The 17,706-nt window shown below is 52.7% G+C and carries 22 protein-coding genes; 6 read left to right on the top strand and 16 right to left on the bottom strand.

What is annotated here, in order from left to right; all coding sequences use genetic code 11:
* Nucleotides 1–5: 5 nt before the first annotated feature.
* The 8 genes from RMR16_RS26440 to RMR16_RS26405 all read right to left on the bottom strand — a co-directional run bounded on the left by RMR16_RS26440 (nucleotide 6) and on the right by RMR16_RS26405 (nucleotide 5,842).
* Nucleotides 6–491 (bottom strand): hypothetical protein, encoded by a 486-nt coding sequence (locus RMR16_RS26440; RefSeq protein WP_234625020.1) that lies wholly within the window; start codon nucleotides 489–491, stop codon nucleotides 6–8.
* 23 nt (nucleotides 492–514) lie between these two features.
* Nucleotides 515–769 (bottom strand): hypothetical protein, encoded by a 255-nt coding sequence (locus RMR16_RS26435; protein WP_234625021.1) that lies wholly within the window; start codon nucleotides 767–769, stop codon nucleotides 515–517.
* Nucleotides 770–771: 2 nt separating this feature from the next.
* Nucleotides 772–1,284, bottom strand: a complete 513-nt coding sequence (locus tag RMR16_RS26430) for a YcbK family protein (RefSeq protein WP_234625022.1) — start codon at nucleotides 1,282–1,284, stop codon at nucleotides 772–774.
* A 119-nt stretch (nucleotides 1,285–1,403) separates the two neighbouring features.
* Entirely contained in the window at nucleotides 1,404–2,621 is a 1,218-nt protein-coding gene (locus RMR16_RS26425; protein ID WP_234625023.1) for a type IV pilus twitching motility protein PilT, read from the bottom strand.
* Nucleotides 2,622–2,623: 2 nt separating this feature from the next.
* Entirely contained in the window at nucleotides 2,624–3,919 is a 1,296-nt protein-coding gene (locus RMR16_RS26420; RefSeq protein WP_234625024.1) for a type IV secretory system conjugative DNA transfer family protein, read from the bottom strand.
* Nucleotides 3,920–3,926: 7 nt separating this feature from the next.
* Entirely contained in the window at nucleotides 3,927–4,463 is a 537-nt protein-coding gene (locus RMR16_RS26415; protein ID WP_234625025.1) for a hypothetical protein, read from the bottom strand.
* A gap of 9 nt (nucleotides 4,464–4,472) precedes the next feature.
* On the bottom strand, nucleotides 4,473–5,645 hold the full coding sequence (locus RMR16_RS26410; protein ID WP_234625026.1) for a ParM/StbA family protein: 1,173 nt from the start codon (nucleotides 5,643–5,645) through the stop codon (nucleotides 4,473–4,475).
* Between the two features lie 11 nt (nucleotides 5,646–5,656).
* Nucleotides 5,657–5,842, bottom strand: coding sequence for a hypothetical protein (locus RMR16_RS26405; RefSeq protein WP_320188630.1), 186 nt, complete (start codon nucleotides 5,840–5,842; stop codon nucleotides 5,657–5,659).
* Nucleotides 5,843–6,215: 373 nt separating this feature from the next.
* On the opposite strand from RMR16_RS26405, the gene RMR16_RS26400 reads away from it, so the two are divergent.
* Nucleotides 6,216–7,265, top strand: a complete 1,050-nt coding sequence (locus RMR16_RS26400) for a hypothetical protein (RefSeq protein WP_320188629.1) — start codon at nucleotides 6,216–6,218, stop codon at nucleotides 7,263–7,265.
* 3 nt (nucleotides 7,266–7,268) lie between these two features.
* On the opposite strand, the gene RMR16_RS26395 is transcribed toward RMR16_RS26400, so the two are convergent.
* The 5 genes from RMR16_RS26395 to RMR16_RS26375 all read right to left on the bottom strand — a co-directional run bounded on the left by RMR16_RS26395 (nucleotide 7,269) and on the right by RMR16_RS26375 (nucleotide 9,747).
* Nucleotides 7,269–7,667, bottom strand: a complete 399-nt coding sequence (locus tag RMR16_RS26395) for a type II toxin-antitoxin system VapC family toxin (protein ID WP_320196645.1) — start codon at nucleotides 7,665–7,667, stop codon at nucleotides 7,269–7,271.
* Entirely contained in the window at nucleotides 7,664–7,909 is a 246-nt protein-coding gene (locus RMR16_RS26390) for a type II toxin-antitoxin system VapB family antitoxin (RefSeq protein WP_320188627.1), read from the bottom strand. The genes RMR16_RS26395 and RMR16_RS26390 overlap by 4 nt, the downstream gene beginning before the upstream one ends.
* Nucleotides 7,910–8,022: 113 nt before the next feature.
* On the bottom strand, nucleotides 8,023–8,391 hold the full coding sequence (locus tag RMR16_RS26385; protein ID WP_320188626.1) for a hypothetical protein: 369 nt from the start codon (nucleotides 8,389–8,391) through the stop codon (nucleotides 8,023–8,025).
* Nucleotides 8,392–8,752: 361 nt separating this feature from the next.
* Nucleotides 8,753–9,046 (bottom strand): hypothetical protein, encoded by a 294-nt coding sequence (locus RMR16_RS26380; protein WP_320188624.1) that lies wholly within the window; start codon nucleotides 9,044–9,046, stop codon nucleotides 8,753–8,755.
* Complete coding sequence (locus RMR16_RS26375) at nucleotides 9,043–9,747, bottom strand: AAA family ATPase (RefSeq protein WP_234625032.1); 705 nt, start codon at nucleotides 9,745–9,747, stop codon at nucleotides 9,043–9,045. Before RMR16_RS26375 ends, RMR16_RS26380 begins: the two co-directional genes overlap by 4 nt.
* A 768-nt stretch (nucleotides 9,748–10,515) precedes the next feature.
* Here RMR16_RS26375 and RMR16_RS26370 point away from each other — a divergent pair.
* A complete protein-coding gene (locus tag RMR16_RS26370) occupies nucleotides 10,516–10,830 on the top strand; it encodes a hypothetical protein (protein WP_320188623.1) in 315 nt (104 codons plus the stop codon).
* 504 nt (nucleotides 10,831–11,334) lie between these two features.
* Nucleotides 11,335–11,898 carry a hypothetical protein gene (locus RMR16_RS26365; protein WP_320188622.1) on the top strand — a complete coding sequence of 188 codons (564 nt, stop codon included), beginning with the start codon at nucleotides 11,335–11,337 and terminating at the stop codon, nucleotides 11,896–11,898.
* Here RMR16_RS26365 and RMR16_RS26360 read toward each other — a convergent pair.
* Together RMR16_RS26360 and RMR16_RS26355 are read right to left on the bottom strand one after the other, a co-directional pair.
* Nucleotides 11,895–12,461, bottom strand: a complete 567-nt coding sequence (locus RMR16_RS26360; protein WP_320188621.1) for a hypothetical protein — start codon at nucleotides 12,459–12,461, stop codon at nucleotides 11,895–11,897. The genes RMR16_RS26365 and RMR16_RS26360 overlap by 4 nt on opposite strands.
* Nucleotides 12,462–12,463: 2 nt before the next feature.
* Nucleotides 12,464–12,808: a hypothetical protein gene (locus RMR16_RS26355; RefSeq protein ID WP_234625036.1), complete on the bottom strand. Its 345-nt coding sequence runs from the start codon at nucleotides 12,806–12,808 to the stop codon at nucleotides 12,464–12,466.
* 161 nt (nucleotides 12,809–12,969) lie between these two features.
* Here RMR16_RS26355 and topA point away from each other — a divergent pair, with 161 nt between their 5' ends.
* Entirely contained in the window at nucleotides 12,970–14,967 is a 1,998-nt protein-coding gene (topA, locus tag RMR16_RS26350) for a type I DNA topoisomerase (RefSeq protein ID WP_320188619.1), read from the top strand.
* Here the strand turns inward: topA and RMR16_RS26345 are convergent, their stop codons facing one another.
* Nucleotides 14,968–15,423: a MucR family transcriptional regulator gene (locus RMR16_RS26345; protein WP_234625038.1), complete on the bottom strand. Its 456-nt coding sequence runs from the start codon at nucleotides 15,421–15,423 to the stop codon at nucleotides 14,968–14,970.
* 362 nt (nucleotides 15,424–15,785) lie between these two features.
* On the opposite strand from RMR16_RS26345, the gene RMR16_RS26340 reads away from it, so the two are divergent.
* Together RMR16_RS26340 and RMR16_RS26335 are read left to right on the top strand one after the other, a co-directional pair.
* Nucleotides 15,786–16,112, top strand: a complete 327-nt coding sequence (locus RMR16_RS26340) for a hypothetical protein (RefSeq protein ID WP_234625039.1) — start codon at nucleotides 15,786–15,788, stop codon at nucleotides 16,110–16,112.
* On the top strand, nucleotides 16,087–17,688 hold the full coding sequence (locus RMR16_RS26335; RefSeq protein WP_234625040.1) for a hypothetical protein: 1,602 nt from the start codon (nucleotides 16,087–16,089) through the stop codon (nucleotides 17,686–17,688). Before RMR16_RS26340 ends, RMR16_RS26335 begins: the two co-directional genes overlap by 26 nt.
* Nucleotides 17,689–17,706: the final 18 nt, after the last annotated feature.

Here is a 17,706-nt window from a genome sequence, read left to right as displayed (position 1 = left end):
GCCCTCTACCAAGGTTTCGTGTTCAGTGCCGCCAATCTCTTCGCCACCAGGTCGTGAACGCTGCGCATTCCGGCCGCGCTATCCAGGTAGCGTTTCGTGCCGGCCAAAGCGTAGAGGTCGAACTCGTGATTTCTCGTTTCCGACAGTTCCTCAGAGGTAACAGACACGAGCTTGAGGCCGAAAAATGCGTCCTCATCCGCTGCCACATCGCACCGAATAAAGCCCTTTCCGCTTGGCGAAAGGAGATCACACAGATCTTCTGCAGCGAGCGCGAATAGGGGAAGAGTGAACTCGGATGACAGCCATATTGGCGACACGCCCTTGTCGCTATGCAAGGAAATCTCAGACCGAACGAAGTCCCGCTCCGCGTCGTCACCACCTATGAACTTAAGGATCTGCCTGGTGATCTCGTCTTGAGCTTGCTTCACGCTGCTATCTGCCGATTTCCGCCCAAAGAACTGGCGGAGCATCAACTCGGCAGCAACAACCATGTCGGATCTTTTGTCGAGCCTTTCTACCATTCGCGGACGCGCCATTCAAAGCCGAGCACGAACCGGCACCATAGGTAGTTCGTGTATTCGAGAGGGCCAAGCTGTCTACGTCCTGCGAGCACCAGGTACACGATATAGAGAAGTGCTGCGATGAAGACGATGTAGCCTAATCCACTGCTGGTCGAAACCGCTCCGAGCCATAGTGGGAAGAAAATGAGGAATGATGGGTGAAGGCCGAAAAAATTAGGCGATAGCTTTGACCAACGATAATCGATCATGTTCATCCTCTCCAACGACGACCAGGTGCGCCGACATCGACATGCGTGAAACTCGGGTAGACGCCGATCCCGCCAGCGCCGAGCATGCTGCCGGAATTTGCAACGATTGGCGGGGCGAAGCCTGGCACACCTAGATCGCTTGCCCTTGCGTTCAAATGCTCCGAGGCAACGGCTGCGCCTTCAAGCTTTGCGTTGTGCTCAGGTGTTCGATAGCCACTGTTCAAGATGAACGGCACTGGAGTGCCGGCCATAGTCGATAGCGAGACCTGCATACGTGAGAGAACATCGAAGAGGCCAACCGCGACGGTGACTCCAACATTCCTATCGTTCACGTCACGCCAAAAATACGAGAGGTTCAAACATTGAGAGGGAACGATTGCAAGGCCGAGACGGTAGTCTCGATACAGCGCGATGATCTCCTCGCCAGACGGTCGCCTGAGCCAGAGGCGATCAAATCCAACTGGATTGTTTTTAAGGTATGCTCGAACGTCGTTAGGATTACCGTAGTCAGTCATTACGGCTTCCACTGCTCGACGAGTTTCCTTTGTCTCCGCCTGAGATGCGCCGAATGCATGATCAGCAGCCGCATATGCAGATGCAGCAAGGCCCGAAAGGAAAGCGCGCCTCGACCACATCAGTGTAGATCCTCAATCTTGACGCGGTGGTAGCCGAAATTACGAAGCACCCACAGAGCCGTTTCGTCGCTGATAATTCCTTCGCGCCACCGCATCTCGACAGTTTTCTTGATCGAACGTCCCTTGTCGCCAAGCTCCCCGCTGTCTAGCAGTTTGCGCATGACCCGGTCGTATTTGCTTGGCCCGGCCTCTTCAAGAACACGACGAATGTCGTTGTCGATGACTATCCACTCGCGCAGACAAACATATCTCTCTGGATGATCTTTCCGGGGTACTAGGCGCTGAGCCACGATCATGTTGGTGGTAGCTAGAATGGAGAAAAATGCCTGGCTCTGATATTCCGAAGGAAACTTCTCGAACAGGCGTTTGAAGGTAAGATCCGTGCTGTTGGCATGGGTTGTCGTGTAGATGGGATGGCCATTGTTAGCGGCCTCTACAGATGCCGAGATTGTCTCAGCATCGCGAAGTTCTCCAATCAGAATGAGACCAGGCTTGCGGCGTAGCGAATTGCGCACACCAGCGGCGAAGGAGGGGAGATGAAGCCCGATTTCGGTCTGAGAGATGATACATGTCGCTGACGGCACATGATCGAATGTGTACTCGATCGGGGCCTCATACGTTAGGATGTTGCCCTTCATCGTCGTGTTGCCGGCCAGAACGTCCATGATGGCAGCAGCAATAGTGCTGGTTTTGCCTGAACCAGTTTCACCCGCAAAAATTACGGAGCCCATACCACTGTCGAGATGAGGGATGATTTCCTTTTCCAAGCCCACTGTTTCGAATGTGGGCGGATTTGACGGGATGTATCGAAGTGAGGCCTGATAACCGAGATCCCCATCAAAATAGTTGGCTGTGAGGTTGAGGCGAAAACGATGCTTGATTGGATAGCCGTCATCATCGACCCGCTCTGTATCATCAATCGAAAACGCGGAGTCGAAATCGTTCCCTGACTGAAGCCGCGCGACAACAGAGTCTTGGTTCGTGATCCAACGCATGACGTTTTCCATCACGCTCTTTTTGACCGGGTTGGTAATGCCGATCATCTTGCCGTGAAGGGAGACCATGACCGGCTTACCAGTCTGGATGAAAATGTCACTGACAGTGTTTCTGACCGCCGTCGTCAGCAGGGCGCGGAGGTCTTCCTTCTGGTCAAGGCGGATACCTGAGTTTTCGACGCCACCGAGCCAGGTTCCGTATCTCTCATGAAGCTTCAGCATGATTACCGGCCTCGTGGAGCTTTGTTCTCCAGGCGGTCCTTTTCAAGCGAGGCTGCTACGGCCTTGGTGCTCTTGAATTTTGGTTGAACGGTGAGCTTGACATTGATGCGCTCACCAACCGCTTTGCGACCGTTTAGATAAATCGCCCCGCCCTTGTGGGTGATGTTGACTTTGGTCAAGCTCACCGCGCCCTCGTCGGCCAGGCGATGATAGGTCTTCATTCCATTATAGTCGCGAACGAGCCGATCTAGGCCAGCCGTAAACTGAGCGCGAGCTTCCTTGACGCCCCTCTCCCATCCATTGCGAGCAGCTTCAGCCCAAACGGATTTGTCTGCACCATCCTTAACTTTGATGCCACTTGGGGGTGTCGGGCCGCCACCGTCCAGCATCATGTAATCCTGCCAAGCGGGTTCTTTTACTGTCACGTAAGCTGGTTGCACGATCTGGTACGCGCCGGTCGTGAGATACAGGTACGTTGCCGAACGGCGCTCGATAACATCTGTCACAGTCGTGATGACGGGAGGAACGATTGCGCCGCTTGCTTCCAACAAAGACCGGAAATCAAACTTCTGATCCATCGAATACCGATATTTCAGAAGAGAATTGTTGATCCTCTGAGCTTCGGCAGCAAAGCCTGCTTTGATACCAACCTGATATGCGGCATTGCGGATCTGTGTCTGACGAACATTATTTCCCCTCGCCTCGCCCGAATAAAAAGACGAGTTCGGGTTCATAATGTCTGCGCGCGTATAGGTCCCGCCGTCGTATGAACCGCTATACGCGGGAGGGCCTGCCGTGATCGGGCCGGCAGTGTTTCCAGTCCCTCCGGTGGTGGTAGAAGGCGACTGATCGATAAAGTTGCCTTGCTGGCGAGAGAATGTCGCTGCGGGCGCGCCATCATTCAGACCAAAAGTCTGCTGCTGCTGAGCTGCGTTCGCTTCAGGTTGTTGCTGATACTGTTGCCCGTATGGGCTCTGCTGTCCACCGCCACCGTATGAGCAGGGGTATACATACGGTGGCGCACCACAAAGCTGCACGTTGCCGTAGGCTTGACCGCCCGTCGCGCCGCCTGGATTGTAGTAACCCACGCCGGGGTTATAACCGCCGCCATTTGGGAGTGCTTGGGCTTGTGCCGCCGCCAATGCGTTAGCCTGGGCCTGTTGCTGAGCCGTCGCTGCTTGGTTTCCCCCAAAGGTCAAGACGGTTGTTTCGCTGGCGTCTTGTGCCTGGGATGTCACAAAGGACAAAGCCAGGAACGTTGAAGCCAGTATAAGCGAACGGCGATCCCCGAAATTCATTTAACCATCACCCCTTGAAGGCCATAAACGCTTGGATGTTAAGCCCATTGATCGTGTCGTTTGACGATTCGGGACCTTCTACAACGGTCGGTACATCGATTTTTGGACGATCTTCATCCTCCATATTCGATCCGAATGCTGTAGAAGGTCCCGCGCTAGACGTTGGTGTTCTCGGTTTAACAAGATCATCAACGGTAACTGAACCGTCGTTGTCGTTCTCTATTAGACGAGAACGCACATTATTGAAAGTCTCCGTAGACGATGAGCGTTCAAGAAAACGCTCCTCTAACGTTGACGGATGTTCACGGTTTGAAATTCCGATTGGTCTAGGCGGAATAAAAGACATGTTGTCGTTTTGGATGCCAAGTTCCTGCATCAAACCGAGTAACATCAACCGTTTCATCTGATCGCGTCGCTTGCCATCTGGTACCTGTTTGTACAGATAATCCACAAGGACAGCGTCAAGGCCCGATGAGGCGAAGACAAAACCGTCCTTGCGGATCGACTTATCGGATGCAGGTTTGCGTGCCGCTCGTTTCACCATGAGATGACCTTACCGGCGAGGTGCCTTGGCGGCATGCAGCATTTTCATAACCTTGAGCATGCCGTTAGCGTTTGCAAACTGAGGCTGCGCAGGAATGAGGACCACAGAGGGGTTGAACAGCGTCCTAATCTTTTCCTTCAAAAGCATTGAGCCGCCGCCTACGAAAATGACATATGCGAGGTCGGAAGCGTCTTCCAGGTGGCGCAAAAGGGGCTCTCTGATTTTCAGATAGAGCGCATCAAGAACTATATCAGCTTCAGCGCTAACATCATGCAGCTCCCCGAAGACGGATATCTGTTTATTGAAAAGTGCCTTTTCTGGATCTGAAACCCTGCGTAGTTCAAGCTTTTGCTTGATTAGCTCGCCGAGCTGGTCAGCAGCATCGAGCGTCCCCTCTTTTAGGCTGGTCGAGGCTTTCGTCTTAATCATCGTCTGGTCGGCGAAGTTTCCGCTCCACGAACCGAACACAATGTCGGTGGTTTTCCCGCCGATATCGATCACAGCATATGAGGTCGAATGTTCGAACCGTGCCGCGAACTCTTTGTTCGATTGCACCGACGATCCGTCGTAACCCATCATGCAGTCAAAGAAGGTAGCGACACCCTCGGAGAACACCGCTTGGTCATCGATTGAATAGGTTGTCGTTTTGGGTTTCAACGTGCGCGGTTCGATCGCCATCACACTCTTGGCGATGTTCTCTTTTTTCTTTGCGATCAGTTCCACATTGTGTTTGCCCGAGGCCGGCATGTGGAAATCTGAATAGGGCAGGGCAGTGGCCAAGGTGAACGAGACGTTCCTGCCGGCAGCGATCGTGTGTAGGGCATGATTGACCAAGACGCGATTACGATCCGATGTAGGGTAGTCATGCGTTCGGTTTTCGTTGTCACTACCGGAGCGGCCACGGTTTACTACAAGCATCGGTGAGGCTTGAGCTAGATCGGCCGGGTTTGCGTTGGCAACATCAAAAGCGAAATAGGCGTCGGGCGGAGCCGCCCCGGTTGCGTCCATTTCTTCCCAACCGCGGATCGTCCTCGATGGGAAGGAGAAATTCTTGATCGGGCCGGATGTACCATTTTCGAAATACGCAACTTTGATCTCGCTATGACCATCGTCGATCGCAACGAGGATTTCAATTTGCGGTTCTTCAAGAGGTGCCGCGACCTTTTTCTCTGCCGATGCCATGATGAAGACTCCTAAGATGATGGTGCTACGAGAACGCGATCAGGTGCAGAGGTCGTTTTTGCGGTGCTTCCTTGAACGCCGTGCTTCGACATCTCTCGCGCCACGAAAGCGTCGGTCGATTGCTGACCTTCAGTGGTGGTGCATCCAGTGAGCGCCGCCATTGCCAGCATCGCCCCGATCATCATTTGCCTGCTCATTGATACCTCTCCGGAATTCAATCGATGTTTCCCTGCCGTAATTCGAATCCAGTAATAGATTCAATCGGATGTAATCCGCTTACAGCCAATTCCATCGATATATCTCATTGAAAAAGATGGATATTTGCGCCATCACGATGACTTACGAGGGCTTTCATGTCAATCTAATTGACGAAGAAATCAGTTTGGTTACCATGCAAACCGAACGTGAGTTCGGGAAGCCTTGCCGGCAATTAGAAAAAGAATGATTTTACATGCAGTTAGCTTGCCTGATGTCAGCGGATGCAATGGAATGTAAGCGGCTACAATTCGCTTACATCATATACAATATAGTAGGGGGGAAATCTAAAGTGCGAAAAGTGGGATGGCTATGATGTCTGTCAGTAAGTCGACTGAAGAGCTTTACGGATCTCACGCAAGGCGATTTTTGAGGTGGCATGAAGAGCGCGGCAGCGATGTCAGTGATCCTAAGCGGTGGGTAGATGCCCTTCAGGAATTGACAGTTGGCCTGTCCAAAAAGACGTGGCGGCTATATCGAAATGCGGTGACCTGGTACTTGCGCGAGACATATGGCGGGGTGTTCGCCGGCACCTTCCTGACGGCAACCGATATCGTTGAGAAGCCACAGACCAAGTCCAAGAAACTGCTTCGTCATATTGAGCCATTAGTGTTGAAAGAGGTTGTCGCTGCCCTACTGAAGCGGACGGACGAGAACGCTCACCGGCTTGCAGATCTCATGATCGCGATGGTGGCGACAGGTCTTCGCCAGAAGGAATTTGGAGCGGCTCAACTCGTCGCGCGCAAAGGTTGGGTGCTCGTTGTCGAGAATGCGAAGTATCGACAGGCGTCTGAAGGCGTTCCTGGTCGTGGGAATGGGCCAGTAAGGGAGCTGCACATTGATGACAGCTCCTCCCCTGCCCTACTCGCGACGATCGAGCGCACCCTTGTCTGGTGTCGAGGCAGGGAATGGAGAAAGACGCACGGCCCGAACGTAAATCGAATATTCCGTCAGGTTGTCGATGACTTGGTGCGGCGTCGGAAGATCGGTTCCAAATGGAAGAGGTTGCGGATCTATGATTGCCGCCATCAGTTCTCGGCGAATGCTAAAGAGCATCTTGATTTGATGGCCGGCGAGGTCGCCGCCGCAATGGGGCATCGGTCGGTCGTTACGGCAGTTTCCCATTATGGCAAGCGGAGCTATGCTCGCTCAGGGGCTGTCATGGTGCGCCCGTCGTCAAGCTCGTTAGCTGCTGTAAGCGAGGCATCCAAAACCAAGGCGAGATCTCTTGTGCAGCGGAGCGAGCTAGCCAGGGCTTCCCGATCTCCTGACGGTCAGGCTCGTCCAGGCACGGCTCGACAACAGGATGACATGGGGATCGAGCCACCGACCGTTCCGTTGCGGGAACCAGGCCGTGACAGGTAGGTATCAGGCAGGTTGGATGTCCGTTTTGGTAAAACCGCTCGAGGCGAACAAGAGTGGTTTGCGGTATGCCTTTGCACAAGCATAGGCGATGCAATCGCCGTAATTTAGTGCTGCTGGATGCCGTCCAATTCCGTAAGTATCGAACGCATCGATCGCTAATGTCGCTGCCTTGGGCGTGATTGACACGATATTCATCCCCTGGGCTTCGATAAAGCTCTCGACGGAGGCTTTGGCATCGCCGATGGGGAGGTCGAGTATCCGCGCAACGGTAATGGTTGCCTCGAAAACGGCGATCGGTGATGTCAGGCGGCTTTTGGCCGCTTGCATCCTCCCGGCGATATGATCCCCGTTCTGTTCATCGGTGAGCATTGCGACGATTGCTGAAGCGTCGATAAACATCATTTCCCCTCGTAACAGCTATCACGGAACGGCTTATCGGCCGGAAGTTGGTTCGGGCCGGCGTTGGCTCTCAGTGCTTCCCGATACTTACGTGCAATCTCTATGGCTGTGGGGGCGGATTCATGGCGCTCAAGGGCCTGCAGTAAGGCCTGCTTAACGGCATCTGACTTCGTCGTCGCGTTTGAAAGCGCCATGTACTTTTTGGCAAGTTCGTCTACGGCGTCGTCTTTGATAAAAAGTGGCATCTGAAATACCTCGCGGGATATCCATTATTGAATATCCGAATATCCTACGTGGGATATCCTGATGTGTGCAAGGGATATTTGCATTGTAGAGCCGGTCCTGTTTACGTCAACCGTTACCAAACTTTGGGTAGGGCGAAAGCAGCGATTACGATAATGACCGTGATCCAGAAAATGCTTGAGATCGCCGATGTTCTGCGCCGCGACGATCGCGTAGACGGTCCTGTATCACCTGTCGAACTTGGACGGCCGTTTGTGGTAGCAAATTCCGTCTGAGACTTGATCTCCTCGTCGCGGCGCTCTTGAGCGTTCACGATTGAACAAATCATCTGGCGAGTGATCTCGTAACGGCTGACGCCATCGGAGGCGAGCTGTCCTAGACGCTCATCCAGCTCCGCTTCGGCCTTCTCTCTTGCATCTTTGTCAGTAGAGAAGAAATGTCGGTAAAAGGTTTCGTCAAGCGACGAGGTTTCTGTCGTCGGCAACGCATACATCCTTTGTGTATCGCAGGAAGCCTGCACCTTCGATTTCGTCTGCCGCGTTAAGGCGACCTGTCAAGACGAGCTTTTCTGGCGGGTTCGGATAGAGGGAGAGTTCGTTCATTAGCCTTCGAAATGAGCGGCCCTTAATCCGAGCTCTAACCATCCGAGCTGGTGATCCTCCATACGGTATTGTGAGGACTACGTCTGGCTGCGCCTGAGTGCGGCCTTTGTCGTCTTGGGCGGGCACTACCGACGCTTTTGGTAGATCCGCAACACGAATGCTTATCTGGACGACAAGCGTCTGCGCCGGCAGTTCGGCGACTATGGTGGTAGAGTTCGGCATCATGGACTCCCTGCCCTGCCCTCAGATGTTCTTTTCGTTCATCCAGATCTCGATGATCTGACCATAAGTGTAGCGGTTGTCTTCGCAGTAGTCCCGCAGTCGTTCGGCGACGGTATGAGGAAGACGTACCGATATCTGCGTGGTAGGTTCTTTCCTTTTACGAGTGGAAACTACCTTTTGTTCCACTTCCATGAAGCCGGTTCGTTCGGCTGCTCGATCTGCTGCTGCGATCTCCGTGCTGGTAGGAGCGTCCTCTTTTTCAGGCAGAGGTAGGCTGGCTACACCGCTAAGGGTAAATCTTTTCGTCTGGTTCATGCTGCGTCCTCCTTGCGTGGAGACAGAAGTGAAAACACCTCGCCTGCTAGTTCCTCAGCATTTGCAATAGCCTTTTCAACACCTGAGACCTGATCGGGGTCTAGTTCATGAACTGCAATACGGTCCAGAAATACGGTTCTGAAAGCTTCGCGCGCTCGAAGTTGCGTTTGGAGAATCGGTACGTTTTCATCCCTTGCAAACTCTTCGAACTTTTTATGGATCTTCGATTTAAAGGCGTCCGAACCTGGGGTTTCTGTCATGACACAAGCGTAAGCTACTGTTCGACCAATCCCCTCCATTTCAGCCCGGATCAGCTTAATAGCTTCGATTGCCTGATCTATATCTTCGGGGCTAGGACGAACAGGGATGAGGACGAGGTCGGCGCGCAAAATGACGCGGGAAAGGACAAGGGTCGCGCGACCTGGTGTGTCGAGGATTACGATCTGATTTCTCTCGCGAAGATCCTTTAGGACGTCGAAGAAGTCGTCATTGTCGATGTCAGCGACAATTTCAATGTCGCACTTGGTTAGGACGGGCAGTTCACCCTTCCTCCCCTCTTTCCACTTTTTCAGTGTCTTCTGAGGGTCGTTGTCCATAATGGCAACGGAAGCGCCGTTTCTGTTGAAGGTGGTTGCGAGCATGAGCCCAACCGTCGATTTTCCAGCTCCGCCCTTTGGGCTCATCACTGCGATTGTTGGCATCTTCGTTCCGTTCCTGGTGCTTGAATTCCTGAGCTGCCTCAGTGCTGCGACCTGATACTGATGCGTATCGACGCGCACCGAATGCATTTAACCCGTGTTGACATATACCAGTATCAGTTAACAGCGGTTAAATCAATGCAAGACACACCAACACCAGTCAACCCGTATCAAAATAATGCGCCACGATGCAAATGCCGGTAACTGCACCTAAAGGCAGTTGGTACCTTGTGGTACCACAAAAGTTTGTTGGGTTGAAGAAAATGCACCAAAATCAATTGAAGAGCTGATTTAACTAAATGGGTTCTTGGACGTGAAGCATGGAAAAAAGGGGGGGTGCGCTGAGATAAGGAGATTAACGATGGTTGTGGGGATGATGCAGTAATGTAACAACGTTATAGCAATATATCGCTGACTGGTTGTCTTGACTTGAGAAACGTCAAAAACCGAGGCACATAAGCCATGATCATATCATGGGGCATGCGATGGTCAAAATACGTCCATACGCCAGTCATCTGGTGACGATCAACGTTTAATAAAATGCAACGGGTGATTTTAGGCCTGGTAGACGAGTAAGTCTTAGGTTGACACCCAAAGACGGTAGAATTACTAATTCGTAATCGTTCAGCATGGTTGAGCAGGAACGTTGATAAGCGTTAAGCCTACCCCAAAGAGCCAAAATGTCTTAAAATATGCCGATAGTCAAACGTTGTAAAAGGATAGAATTATCCAGACAACGTTCATAAGGGAATAAAATGGCAGGAGAATTGTGTGACAGAGGCCAATGACGTTCTACGGTACGTACCGCTTGTCTACATGGTTTCGCCGTCAACAGGTAAGCGCGTCTGCGTGGCCCTGCACAACGGTCTATCTGCTGCCGATGCACACGATCTCGCTGCGCGTTCGATGGAGAACGAGTTTACCGACACCGCTCTGGATGTGCTGCATGAGTTGCGGCTCATTAAACTAATCGAGCATGCCATTGACTGGCGGTTCATGACAGATCAGGAGCGCCTGGAGTTCTGCACGATTGTGCCGAACGTTTACGAAGAGCCTGCAGAAGATTTGGTTTCGGCCGAGGGCTGACAAAAAAGTGGAAGCCGTATCCCACCCGATGTGGCAGATCATATCGCCAAATTAAGGGTAGCCCGCGCGACTGTTTTGAATGCCACCGGGAAACCCGACGCTAAAGACCAAGGGAAGCCTGAGATGCTTAATCGGCCAACAATAATCATACTCACATCGCTACTAGCGAGCGGGCCTGTTTACGCACAGCAGCAGCCGGCACAACAGCCGACACAACAACCTACACAGCAACCTACACAACAACAGCAGCAAGGTCAGAACGAGCCTCGCGAGGGTGGGTCGCGCTGGCAGTACCAATCTGAACAATCGGAGGCTCGGACGTACACCCAGCCGAGCTTCGCTCCATCGATCCCTCTTGAGGTTGAGCAGCTTCGGAACAGAACCGCAGCCCTGGAGGATCGGGTGGAGAAGCTCGAGAAAGCACTCTCGCAAGCTGTCTTGGTCATCAACGCTCAGACTGAAACTTTCCAAAAATTGAGCGGGAAGTAACGGAGCAAGTCTGGTATGCCCGATCTTATTACCCTTTTTAACAAACTTGCCGTCGTTCTGCCGTCCGCGACAACGCTTGTTTATACGTTTATGGGCCTCGCTGGACTTACGATTGGCATCTTGGCGTTAGTTGATGCATATCAGCATGCTATAGGAGAGGTTTCCCCCCGCCTGCCGTCAAAGGGCAGCATACCATTTCGACTGTTTCTAGCCGGCGCAATGGTCGTCTCGCCATTGCTGCTCTGGCGTGCTGCCAACACATTCGTCTTGGGTGGCGACCGGACCCTGGATATGTTTTCCTATATTGGGGGAGGGGAAAGCACTCCCTATTGTGATCTATTTCACCAAAGCCTTGCATACTTTTTTATGTTTATTGGCTCGATCGCGATAGCCACGGCGGCGATACAGGCGAACGGCATTGCAACGGGTCGAAACAACAAAACCGCATTCGGACCTGTCGTGTTCTTCATCGGCGGGGTCTTGTGCTTCTTTATCGATGATGTTGGAGCCATCATTGGCAACACAGTCGGTATGGAGATTACGCTCGGAAATATTTGCGCGAACCTTAATCCCGCCTAAGCTGATCTGTTTTTAAAGAATGGCAGTTCAGATCGTAGCCACTCTTTGAACGGCGATTTTCGCTCGTAAACGCGCATGTTGGAGTATTGCCATGCTCGATAGCGCATGCCTGCTGATTGGACCCAAAGTATGGAGCCAAGAAGGATGCCGCCGAGGAAAGTAAAGACGCTTCCATTCCACATCGAAATCAGAGATGCGAGAACAGCCGCGCCGAGGCCGACGTAGAACATCTGGTTCGATTGATCCATGAAACGGTGTGAGCGTTCCATTGCCTCAATCGGGTTGATAGAAAGCGGCTCTGAGTGGTCGCATGAAGTGCAAACGAGAGATGCTGCCCCTTCTCCTTCCTGTGCTTTGAACACCATCCTGGCATCGCATTTGGGGCAGATATGTTCTTCTGCATCTATTGATGACTTCAGCTTCGATAGGAACGAGGCCTGTTCGGCTACATTCCGCACTTGTTGCTTGAACGGATGCAGCCGGAAAGGGACCAGGCGTGGCCGCAGGTGCCGCAACGGGTTCTTTGGTTCGTCACCGTTGTCGTTTTTGTTTTTCCTGGCCATGCTCAGTCCGTTATCTGTGCGTTGAAGTTTTCGAGTGCTGCAAGATCCTGGGACCGATCACCCGTAAAGGTAAAATCAACGCTGAAGCTGTCGTGGCCATCGGCGTCAGACCATTTTGTCCATCGGGCGTAGCCGGGGAAAATGAAGATCACATTCGAGGTAGACCCGTCATCTTTCCACATAGTCGATATTTCGTCGTCATCGACAACATATTCCTGTCCATCGACCTCGATCGTCTTCGGCATATCGACGTTGTCAGCGAAAGAGAGAAGAAGCGCGTCACGTAATCGCGATGAAATTTGCGAGTTCTCGATGTCCGTTTTCGTGAATGAAGCGCTCAACATCATTTTCATTACCTCTTTATGTGTTGTCGAAAGCGATCATAGACGTTAAGCCTCTACAATAATCGTATCAACCTACAGGTTTTAGCTCGCATAGTCGGCGTCAATAACGTTAATACGCATGGCAATGCCCCCCGACAACCTAACGCATTACAGTGGGTATCGCAATGAAGCTGATGATTGTCGAGTCTCCTAACAAGGTGAAGAAGATCAGTTCGATTCTTTCTGGTTTGGGTGGCGACTGGACAGTCGCCGCAAGCGTTGGACATGTGCGGGACTTGCCGGAAGACCAGGCGGGGGTCGTCGGACCTCATTACAAGCCGATGTATCAGCTCACCGAAAGAGGAAAGGGTGTCGTCGCTAAGCTACGAGAGTTGGCCGTGAGATCTGATGAGGTTTATCTCGCGACTGACCCTGATCGAGAAGGAGAGGCGATCGCCTGGCATCTTGCCGAGGTGCTGAGGCTGAGCGATCCTCGCAGGGTGACCTTCGATAGCATAACGGATGCGGCGATCAGAGCAGCACTGTCTGCTCCACGGAAAATCGATATCGATCTGGTTCGCGCACAGGAAGCCAGGCGCGTACTTGATCGGCTTGTTGGCTTCACCATCTCCCCGGTGCTCGGTCACATGCTCAAGGAGCGTGCGAGCGCTGGCAGGGTTCAGAGCCCTGCAGTACGTCTGGTGGTCGAGCGAGAGCGCGAGATTACCGGCTTTAAGCAAACCAGGCATTTTCAAGCGAAGCTTCATTTCGCCGACGCTAAATGGTCGGCAGACTGGTTCGTGAAGCGCTACCTGCCGGAGGGTGGCAAGTACATTCTTGATGAAGAATTGGCCGGAAAGGCAGCTTCTGTTCGGGATCTGAAGGTCATCAAAAGCGAGATGAAGGATGTGGAAAAGGCTCCGCCACCGCCTTTTACGACATCGACCCTTCTCCAGGCGGCGAGCGCTCAGCTCCGGTTTAAGCCGGCGCACACTGCGAAGGTGTCCCAGGCGTTATTTGAACAGGGTTTGATCACCTACCATAGGACAGATAGCCAGAACCTAAGCGATGATGCGATCGCTGAAATCCGCCAGTATGCCGCAACAGCGGATCTGCTGTTACCCAAGGGGCCGCGGAAATTTGGCAGCAAGCAAGATGCGCAGGAGGCTCATGAGGCCATTCGGCCAACGCACGTTGCTACAGAGCGGGCAGGGGAGACCAATGATGAGAAGGCACTGTATGACCTAATTCGCAAGCGGGCTATCGCCAGTCAGTTAGCTGATGCCGTTTATGCATCTGTCATGGTCGGCATGGTGGGCGAGGGGCACGGAATGATATTCCACTACCAGGCGCGATCAAACACTTTGAAGTCGAAAGGTTGGCGAGCCCTCACTACAACGGACGCGGCTGACGAAACCGATGAAGGCGAGGGAGAGGTTGGCAATGTTCCCTTTTTGGAAGTCGGGACGGCGCTAAGGGCAGAGAAGGGCGAGGTGTTGTCGAAGGTGACAGAGCCCCCGGCTCGCTATTCGCAGGCAGGCCTGATCAAAAAACTCGAACAGCTTGGCATTGGTCGGCCATCGACCTACGCAGCGATCATCACCAACATCATGTTCAGAGGTTATGTAGAAGAGAAAAAGAACCATGTGCATCCGGCCGACAAGGCGTTTCGCGCGATCGATGCGCTTACCGGAAAGTTCGGTTTTCTGGAGTATGACTTTACGCGCGATGTGGAGGTGAAGCTGGATCATGTTGCTACCGGCAAAGCGACATATCTCGATGTTGTCGCCCAGGCCGACAACTTGATCCAGCAGGAGCTTGGTCGAACAGGTGTTGATCTGTCGGCATTGACGGTGCCGACAACGCCTCAGCTCCAGTTCGCGCAGAAATTGGCTGAGAAGCTCGGGGAGGAGATCCCGGCAGAAGCGTTGACTGATCGATCAAGGCTTGGAGATTGGCTGACGGGTGCGAAAGAGCGGGCTGACAAGGCGTTTAAGGAGCGTTTGAAGTCCGAGCCGGCGAGCGAGGCTCAGATCGCTTTGATCCAACGCGCGATAGACGAGGGGAAGATTGAAAAGCCAGAAGGTTGGCCGGCGATCGATAAGCTGTCGGCCAGCCTGAGTATTGACGCAATTATGGGCGGAAAGAAATCACGGTCAAAACGGACGGGTAAGCGTCGTTGACTAGCTCCGCTTGCGGTTGATGCGGCCTTGTTCACCGAGATTGTTTTTCAGTGCCAGCTCGGAGCGCTGCTGTGAGTAGGATTTCGCAACGAGCGGATAGTCGTCACTAAGCGACCACTTCGCCTTATACTCCGTCGTCGTCATATCGTGGATCTGGCCAAGGTGGCGCTTGAGACTTTTGTATTTGCCGCCACATTCCAGGCAGACGATGTGATCGTCGGTGAATGATTTTTTGATCGGGACTGCTGGTTTCAGATCGCCCTTGTCTTCTTCAGACGCAGCAAGGCCAAGTCCCTCTTTCAGAACGTCTCGGATATTCCGGTATGCTTCGGGAATGTCCTTGTGATCGAGGCGCGTCGTGGGATTCGACAGGTACGCGGTAAGGATTTCCACAGCGCGATCCATGATTTGGTCTTCAATCTGCGGATTTTTTTGTTTGATTTCTGAGTTCGACATTTGGTGTCCTGTTGGTCACAAACCTAGCTCATCGATAGCGGGTAACGATTAAGTCATCTTCACCCCATTTAGCGATGGCGCTTCTAGCGTCTACTATCGTTGAATCGCTTCCTCAACGCAAATAAAGAATTTCTCTCTATATCAATGTTATAGGCGACAACGTGAGCGGTTCTTTTACCCGCTTGCGATGTGGTGACACTAGACGCGAATATGCGTGCGATCATGCCTTCTTCAATTAGATCTGAGTGTAATTCACAAGTTTCGAATAGACATTCGCCAAGTTTTGAAAACGTCACTCCAATTGACGACAACACCAAAACGATTAGTATGGCACTCGTTATGGTGAACCGAACGAGAGCGCTATGCCGACATATGATGCGGATGAAGTCGTCGTTAGAAACGATGATTTTGTGGGTTTTTGGGAGGCGCGAGGTGCGTTGCTCCAAGCCTTCGGCGGCTATGGAAACCTTCGTTACCAATTCAGCAGCTCAAAATATCAGAGAGCACTTAGGAAGGCCCGTAGGGGCGAGCTAACACGCTCCGAGCTGATGGATTGCCTGTGTCATGTAAGCGCTCGCCAAGACATTCCCCCGGTCGAGCGACCAGATGCCCGCGCCGTCGCGCTCACCGTCATATCCAACAGCGATCAAATTGAGGAAAAAGATGGCCCGTATTATGCGCAGCTCTAATTCTGATGGCCGTCTATTGGACGCGCAGCGCGAGCATGCTGCCCAAACCTTTCTGTCACATCATCCTGATATTGCGAGAGATCTATCGTCGCGCCGTCAGGATGATCTCTACACGTCGATTGCAAACCACATCAGCATGACCGGCGATCCGGGCCGTAGGCAGTTGCTGACTGTCGGGCTTCGGCAAGAGTTTGAGAAGGCGCAGTCGAACATTATCGAGGTAACAAACGCGCGGCCTCAGCCGGCCGGCCGTTTCATTCACGATGCAAGGCCCGATCCTGAAAAACTTCTTGCCGAACTATATGAGAATACGCACAGGGATGCATCCAGTCGCCCACTAGGTAATGTTGCTGGCCACGCGCAGGAAAGACTTGCAGCGACCTATGCTGCGCTCAAACTCGTTGAGGTCGCGCGCGACCAGGGCCTACTACCAGAAAACCCAACTCTCATCGCGACAAAGGCGATGGTGCAGGACAAGCGGACGAGCCAGGAGTTTCCAGCCGCTCATCGCATGCCGGGTGATTTGGCAATCCAGAATGAGGACGGGTCAACTACGCGGCTTACGGATGTCTTCAAGGTCGATCTCAATAAGGTGGCAATCGACAGGGAGGTTTTCGCAACCACCGATCGGGTCAACCGCCTTGTCAATGTCGCCGACGGTTGGGCGGAAAATGCAGGGATGAAGACGGCGCTTGCACTAGCGGCGACGGAAGTAGCGAGGGGTGCCAGCGCAGGCAGCGCCATGAAGGACATAATCGAGCCCGGCTATGCCGATGCGGTAAAAGCAGCGTATTCAAAGGTCGAAATGAACTTCACAGTCGCAGAGCAACAGATTGTTGGCGGTGCGATACTGGATGCCCGCACGATGCAGCCCATCCGTGGCGTGATTGAAAACCTCAAGCTTTCCTCGACCGACCAGGAGGCGAGGGCGCACGCGAAGGAGCTTATTCGTCTCACGCTCCATACCTATTCCAAAGAAACGGAGCTAGGCGAGGAGCAGCAGCTTAGGATCGACAATCTGATCGAGGGCATCAAAGACAACGAGACTAAGCTTGGGGCCTTTTCCGAGAATGCCGTTGATCCGAAACGTGCGATAACGGAGCAAGGCTTCTACCGTCAGCGAGGCTTGCAGGCCTACGAGGATTTGATGGGACCAATAGAGAAGCTGGCCAATGAAGCGATGGCGGCATCTGTAAAGGCCGAAAAGACGGTCAATGATCCTCATGCGACGGATGGGCAGATCCGAGCGAGCTTCGCCGCCGTCGATGGTTATAAGCAAGCGATTGGAAGATCACTTGAATCGATGGAGGGTAAGATTAACGATCAGCTGTCATCTCAGTTCCGCGATGAGGGCATTAAGGTGTCCACAGCCGACGTTGCAGCAATATCGAAAAGCGTCTTGGATAGCGTTAAGCTTCCACCTAAACTTCAAGAATTTGAAAGATATTCGCGTCACATCGACTACCTAAAACGTGATTACACTAATGAACGCATAGAAAACGGGCCAAGGGCAGTTGACGAGCCGTCGAAAAACGCTGAAGTCAGCGTTGAGATCGACCATGATCCTAGACCATGATGGTTGATTAACGTAAAG

Origin of the sequence: Agrobacterium sp. rho-13.3 (genome assembly GCF_033957765.2) — a bacterium.
GTDB lineage: Bacteria > Pseudomonadota > Alphaproteobacteria > Rhizobiales > Rhizobiaceae > Agrobacterium.
This window is presented reverse-complemented; position numbering and strand designations above follow the sequence as displayed.

Excerpts from the sequence above, each read along its gene's own strand:
- RMR16_RS26440 (WP_234625020.1), bottom strand. The coding sequence starts at position 491 with ATGGTTGTTGCTGCCGAGTTGATGCTCCGCCAGTTCTTTGGGCGGAAA.
- RMR16_RS26435 (WP_234625021.1), bottom strand. The coding sequence starts at position 769 with ATGATCGATTATCGTTGGTCAAAGCTATCGCCTAATTTTTTCGGCCTT.
- RMR16_RS26430 (WP_234625022.1), bottom strand. The coding sequence starts at position 1,284 with ATGACTGACTACGGTAATCCTAACGACGTTCGAGCATACCTTAAAAAC.
- RMR16_RS26425 (WP_234625023.1), bottom strand. The coding sequence starts at position 2,621 with ATGCTGAAGCTTCATGAGAGATACGGAACCTGGCTCGGTGGCGTCGAA.
- RMR16_RS26420 (WP_234625024.1), bottom strand. The coding sequence starts at position 3,919 with ATGAATTTCGGGGATCGCCGTTCGCTTATACTGGCTTCAACGTTCCTG.
- RMR16_RS26415 (WP_234625025.1), bottom strand. The coding sequence starts at position 4,463 with ATGGTGAAACGAGCGGCACGCAAACCTGCATCCGATAAGTCGATCCGC.
- RMR16_RS26410 (WP_234625026.1), bottom strand. The coding sequence starts at position 5,645 with ATGGCATCGGCAGAGAAAAAGGTCGCGGCACCTCTTGAAGAACCGCAA.
- RMR16_RS26405 (WP_320188630.1), bottom strand. The coding sequence starts at position 5,842 with ATGAGCAGGCAAATGATGATCGGGGCGATGCTGGCAATGGCGGCGCTC.
- RMR16_RS26400 (WP_320188629.1), top strand. The coding sequence starts at position 6,216 with ATGTCTGTCAGTAAGTCGACTGAAGAGCTTTACGGATCTCACGCAAGG.
- RMR16_RS26395 (WP_320196645.1), bottom strand. The coding sequence starts at position 7,667 with ATGATGTTTATCGACGCTTCAGCAATCGTCGCAATGCTCACCGATGAA.
- RMR16_RS26390 (WP_320188627.1), bottom strand. The coding sequence starts at position 7,909 with ATGCCACTTTTTATCAAAGACGACGCCGTAGACGAACTTGCCAAAAAG.
- RMR16_RS26380 (WP_320188624.1), bottom strand. The coding sequence starts at position 9,046 with ATGAACCAGACGAAAAGATTTACCCTTAGCGGTGTAGCCAGCCTACCT.
- RMR16_RS26375 (WP_234625032.1), bottom strand. The coding sequence starts at position 9,747 with ATGCCAACAATCGCAGTGATGAGCCCAAAGGGCGGAGCTGGAAAATCG.
- RMR16_RS26365 (WP_320188622.1), top strand. The coding sequence starts at position 11,335 with ATGCCCGATCTTATTACCCTTTTTAACAAACTTGCCGTCGTTCTGCCG.
- RMR16_RS26360 (WP_320188621.1), bottom strand. The coding sequence starts at position 12,461 with ATGGCCAGGAAAAACAAAAACGACAACGGTGACGAACCAAAGAACCCG.
- RMR16_RS26355 (WP_234625036.1), bottom strand. The coding sequence starts at position 12,808 with ATGATGTTGAGCGCTTCATTCACGAAAACGGACATCGAGAACTCGCAA.
- topA (WP_320188619.1), top strand. The coding sequence starts at position 12,970 with ATGAAGCTGATGATTGTCGAGTCTCCTAACAAGGTGAAGAAGATCAGT.
- RMR16_RS26345 (WP_234625038.1), bottom strand. The coding sequence starts at position 15,423 with ATGTCGAACTCAGAAATCAAACAAAAAAATCCGCAGATTGAAGACCAA.
- RMR16_RS26340 (WP_234625039.1), top strand. The coding sequence starts at position 15,786 with ATGCCGACATATGATGCGGATGAAGTCGTCGTTAGAAACGATGATTTT.
- RMR16_RS26335 (WP_234625040.1), top strand. The coding sequence starts at position 16,087 with ATGGCCCGTATTATGCGCAGCTCTAATTCTGATGGCCGTCTATTGGAC.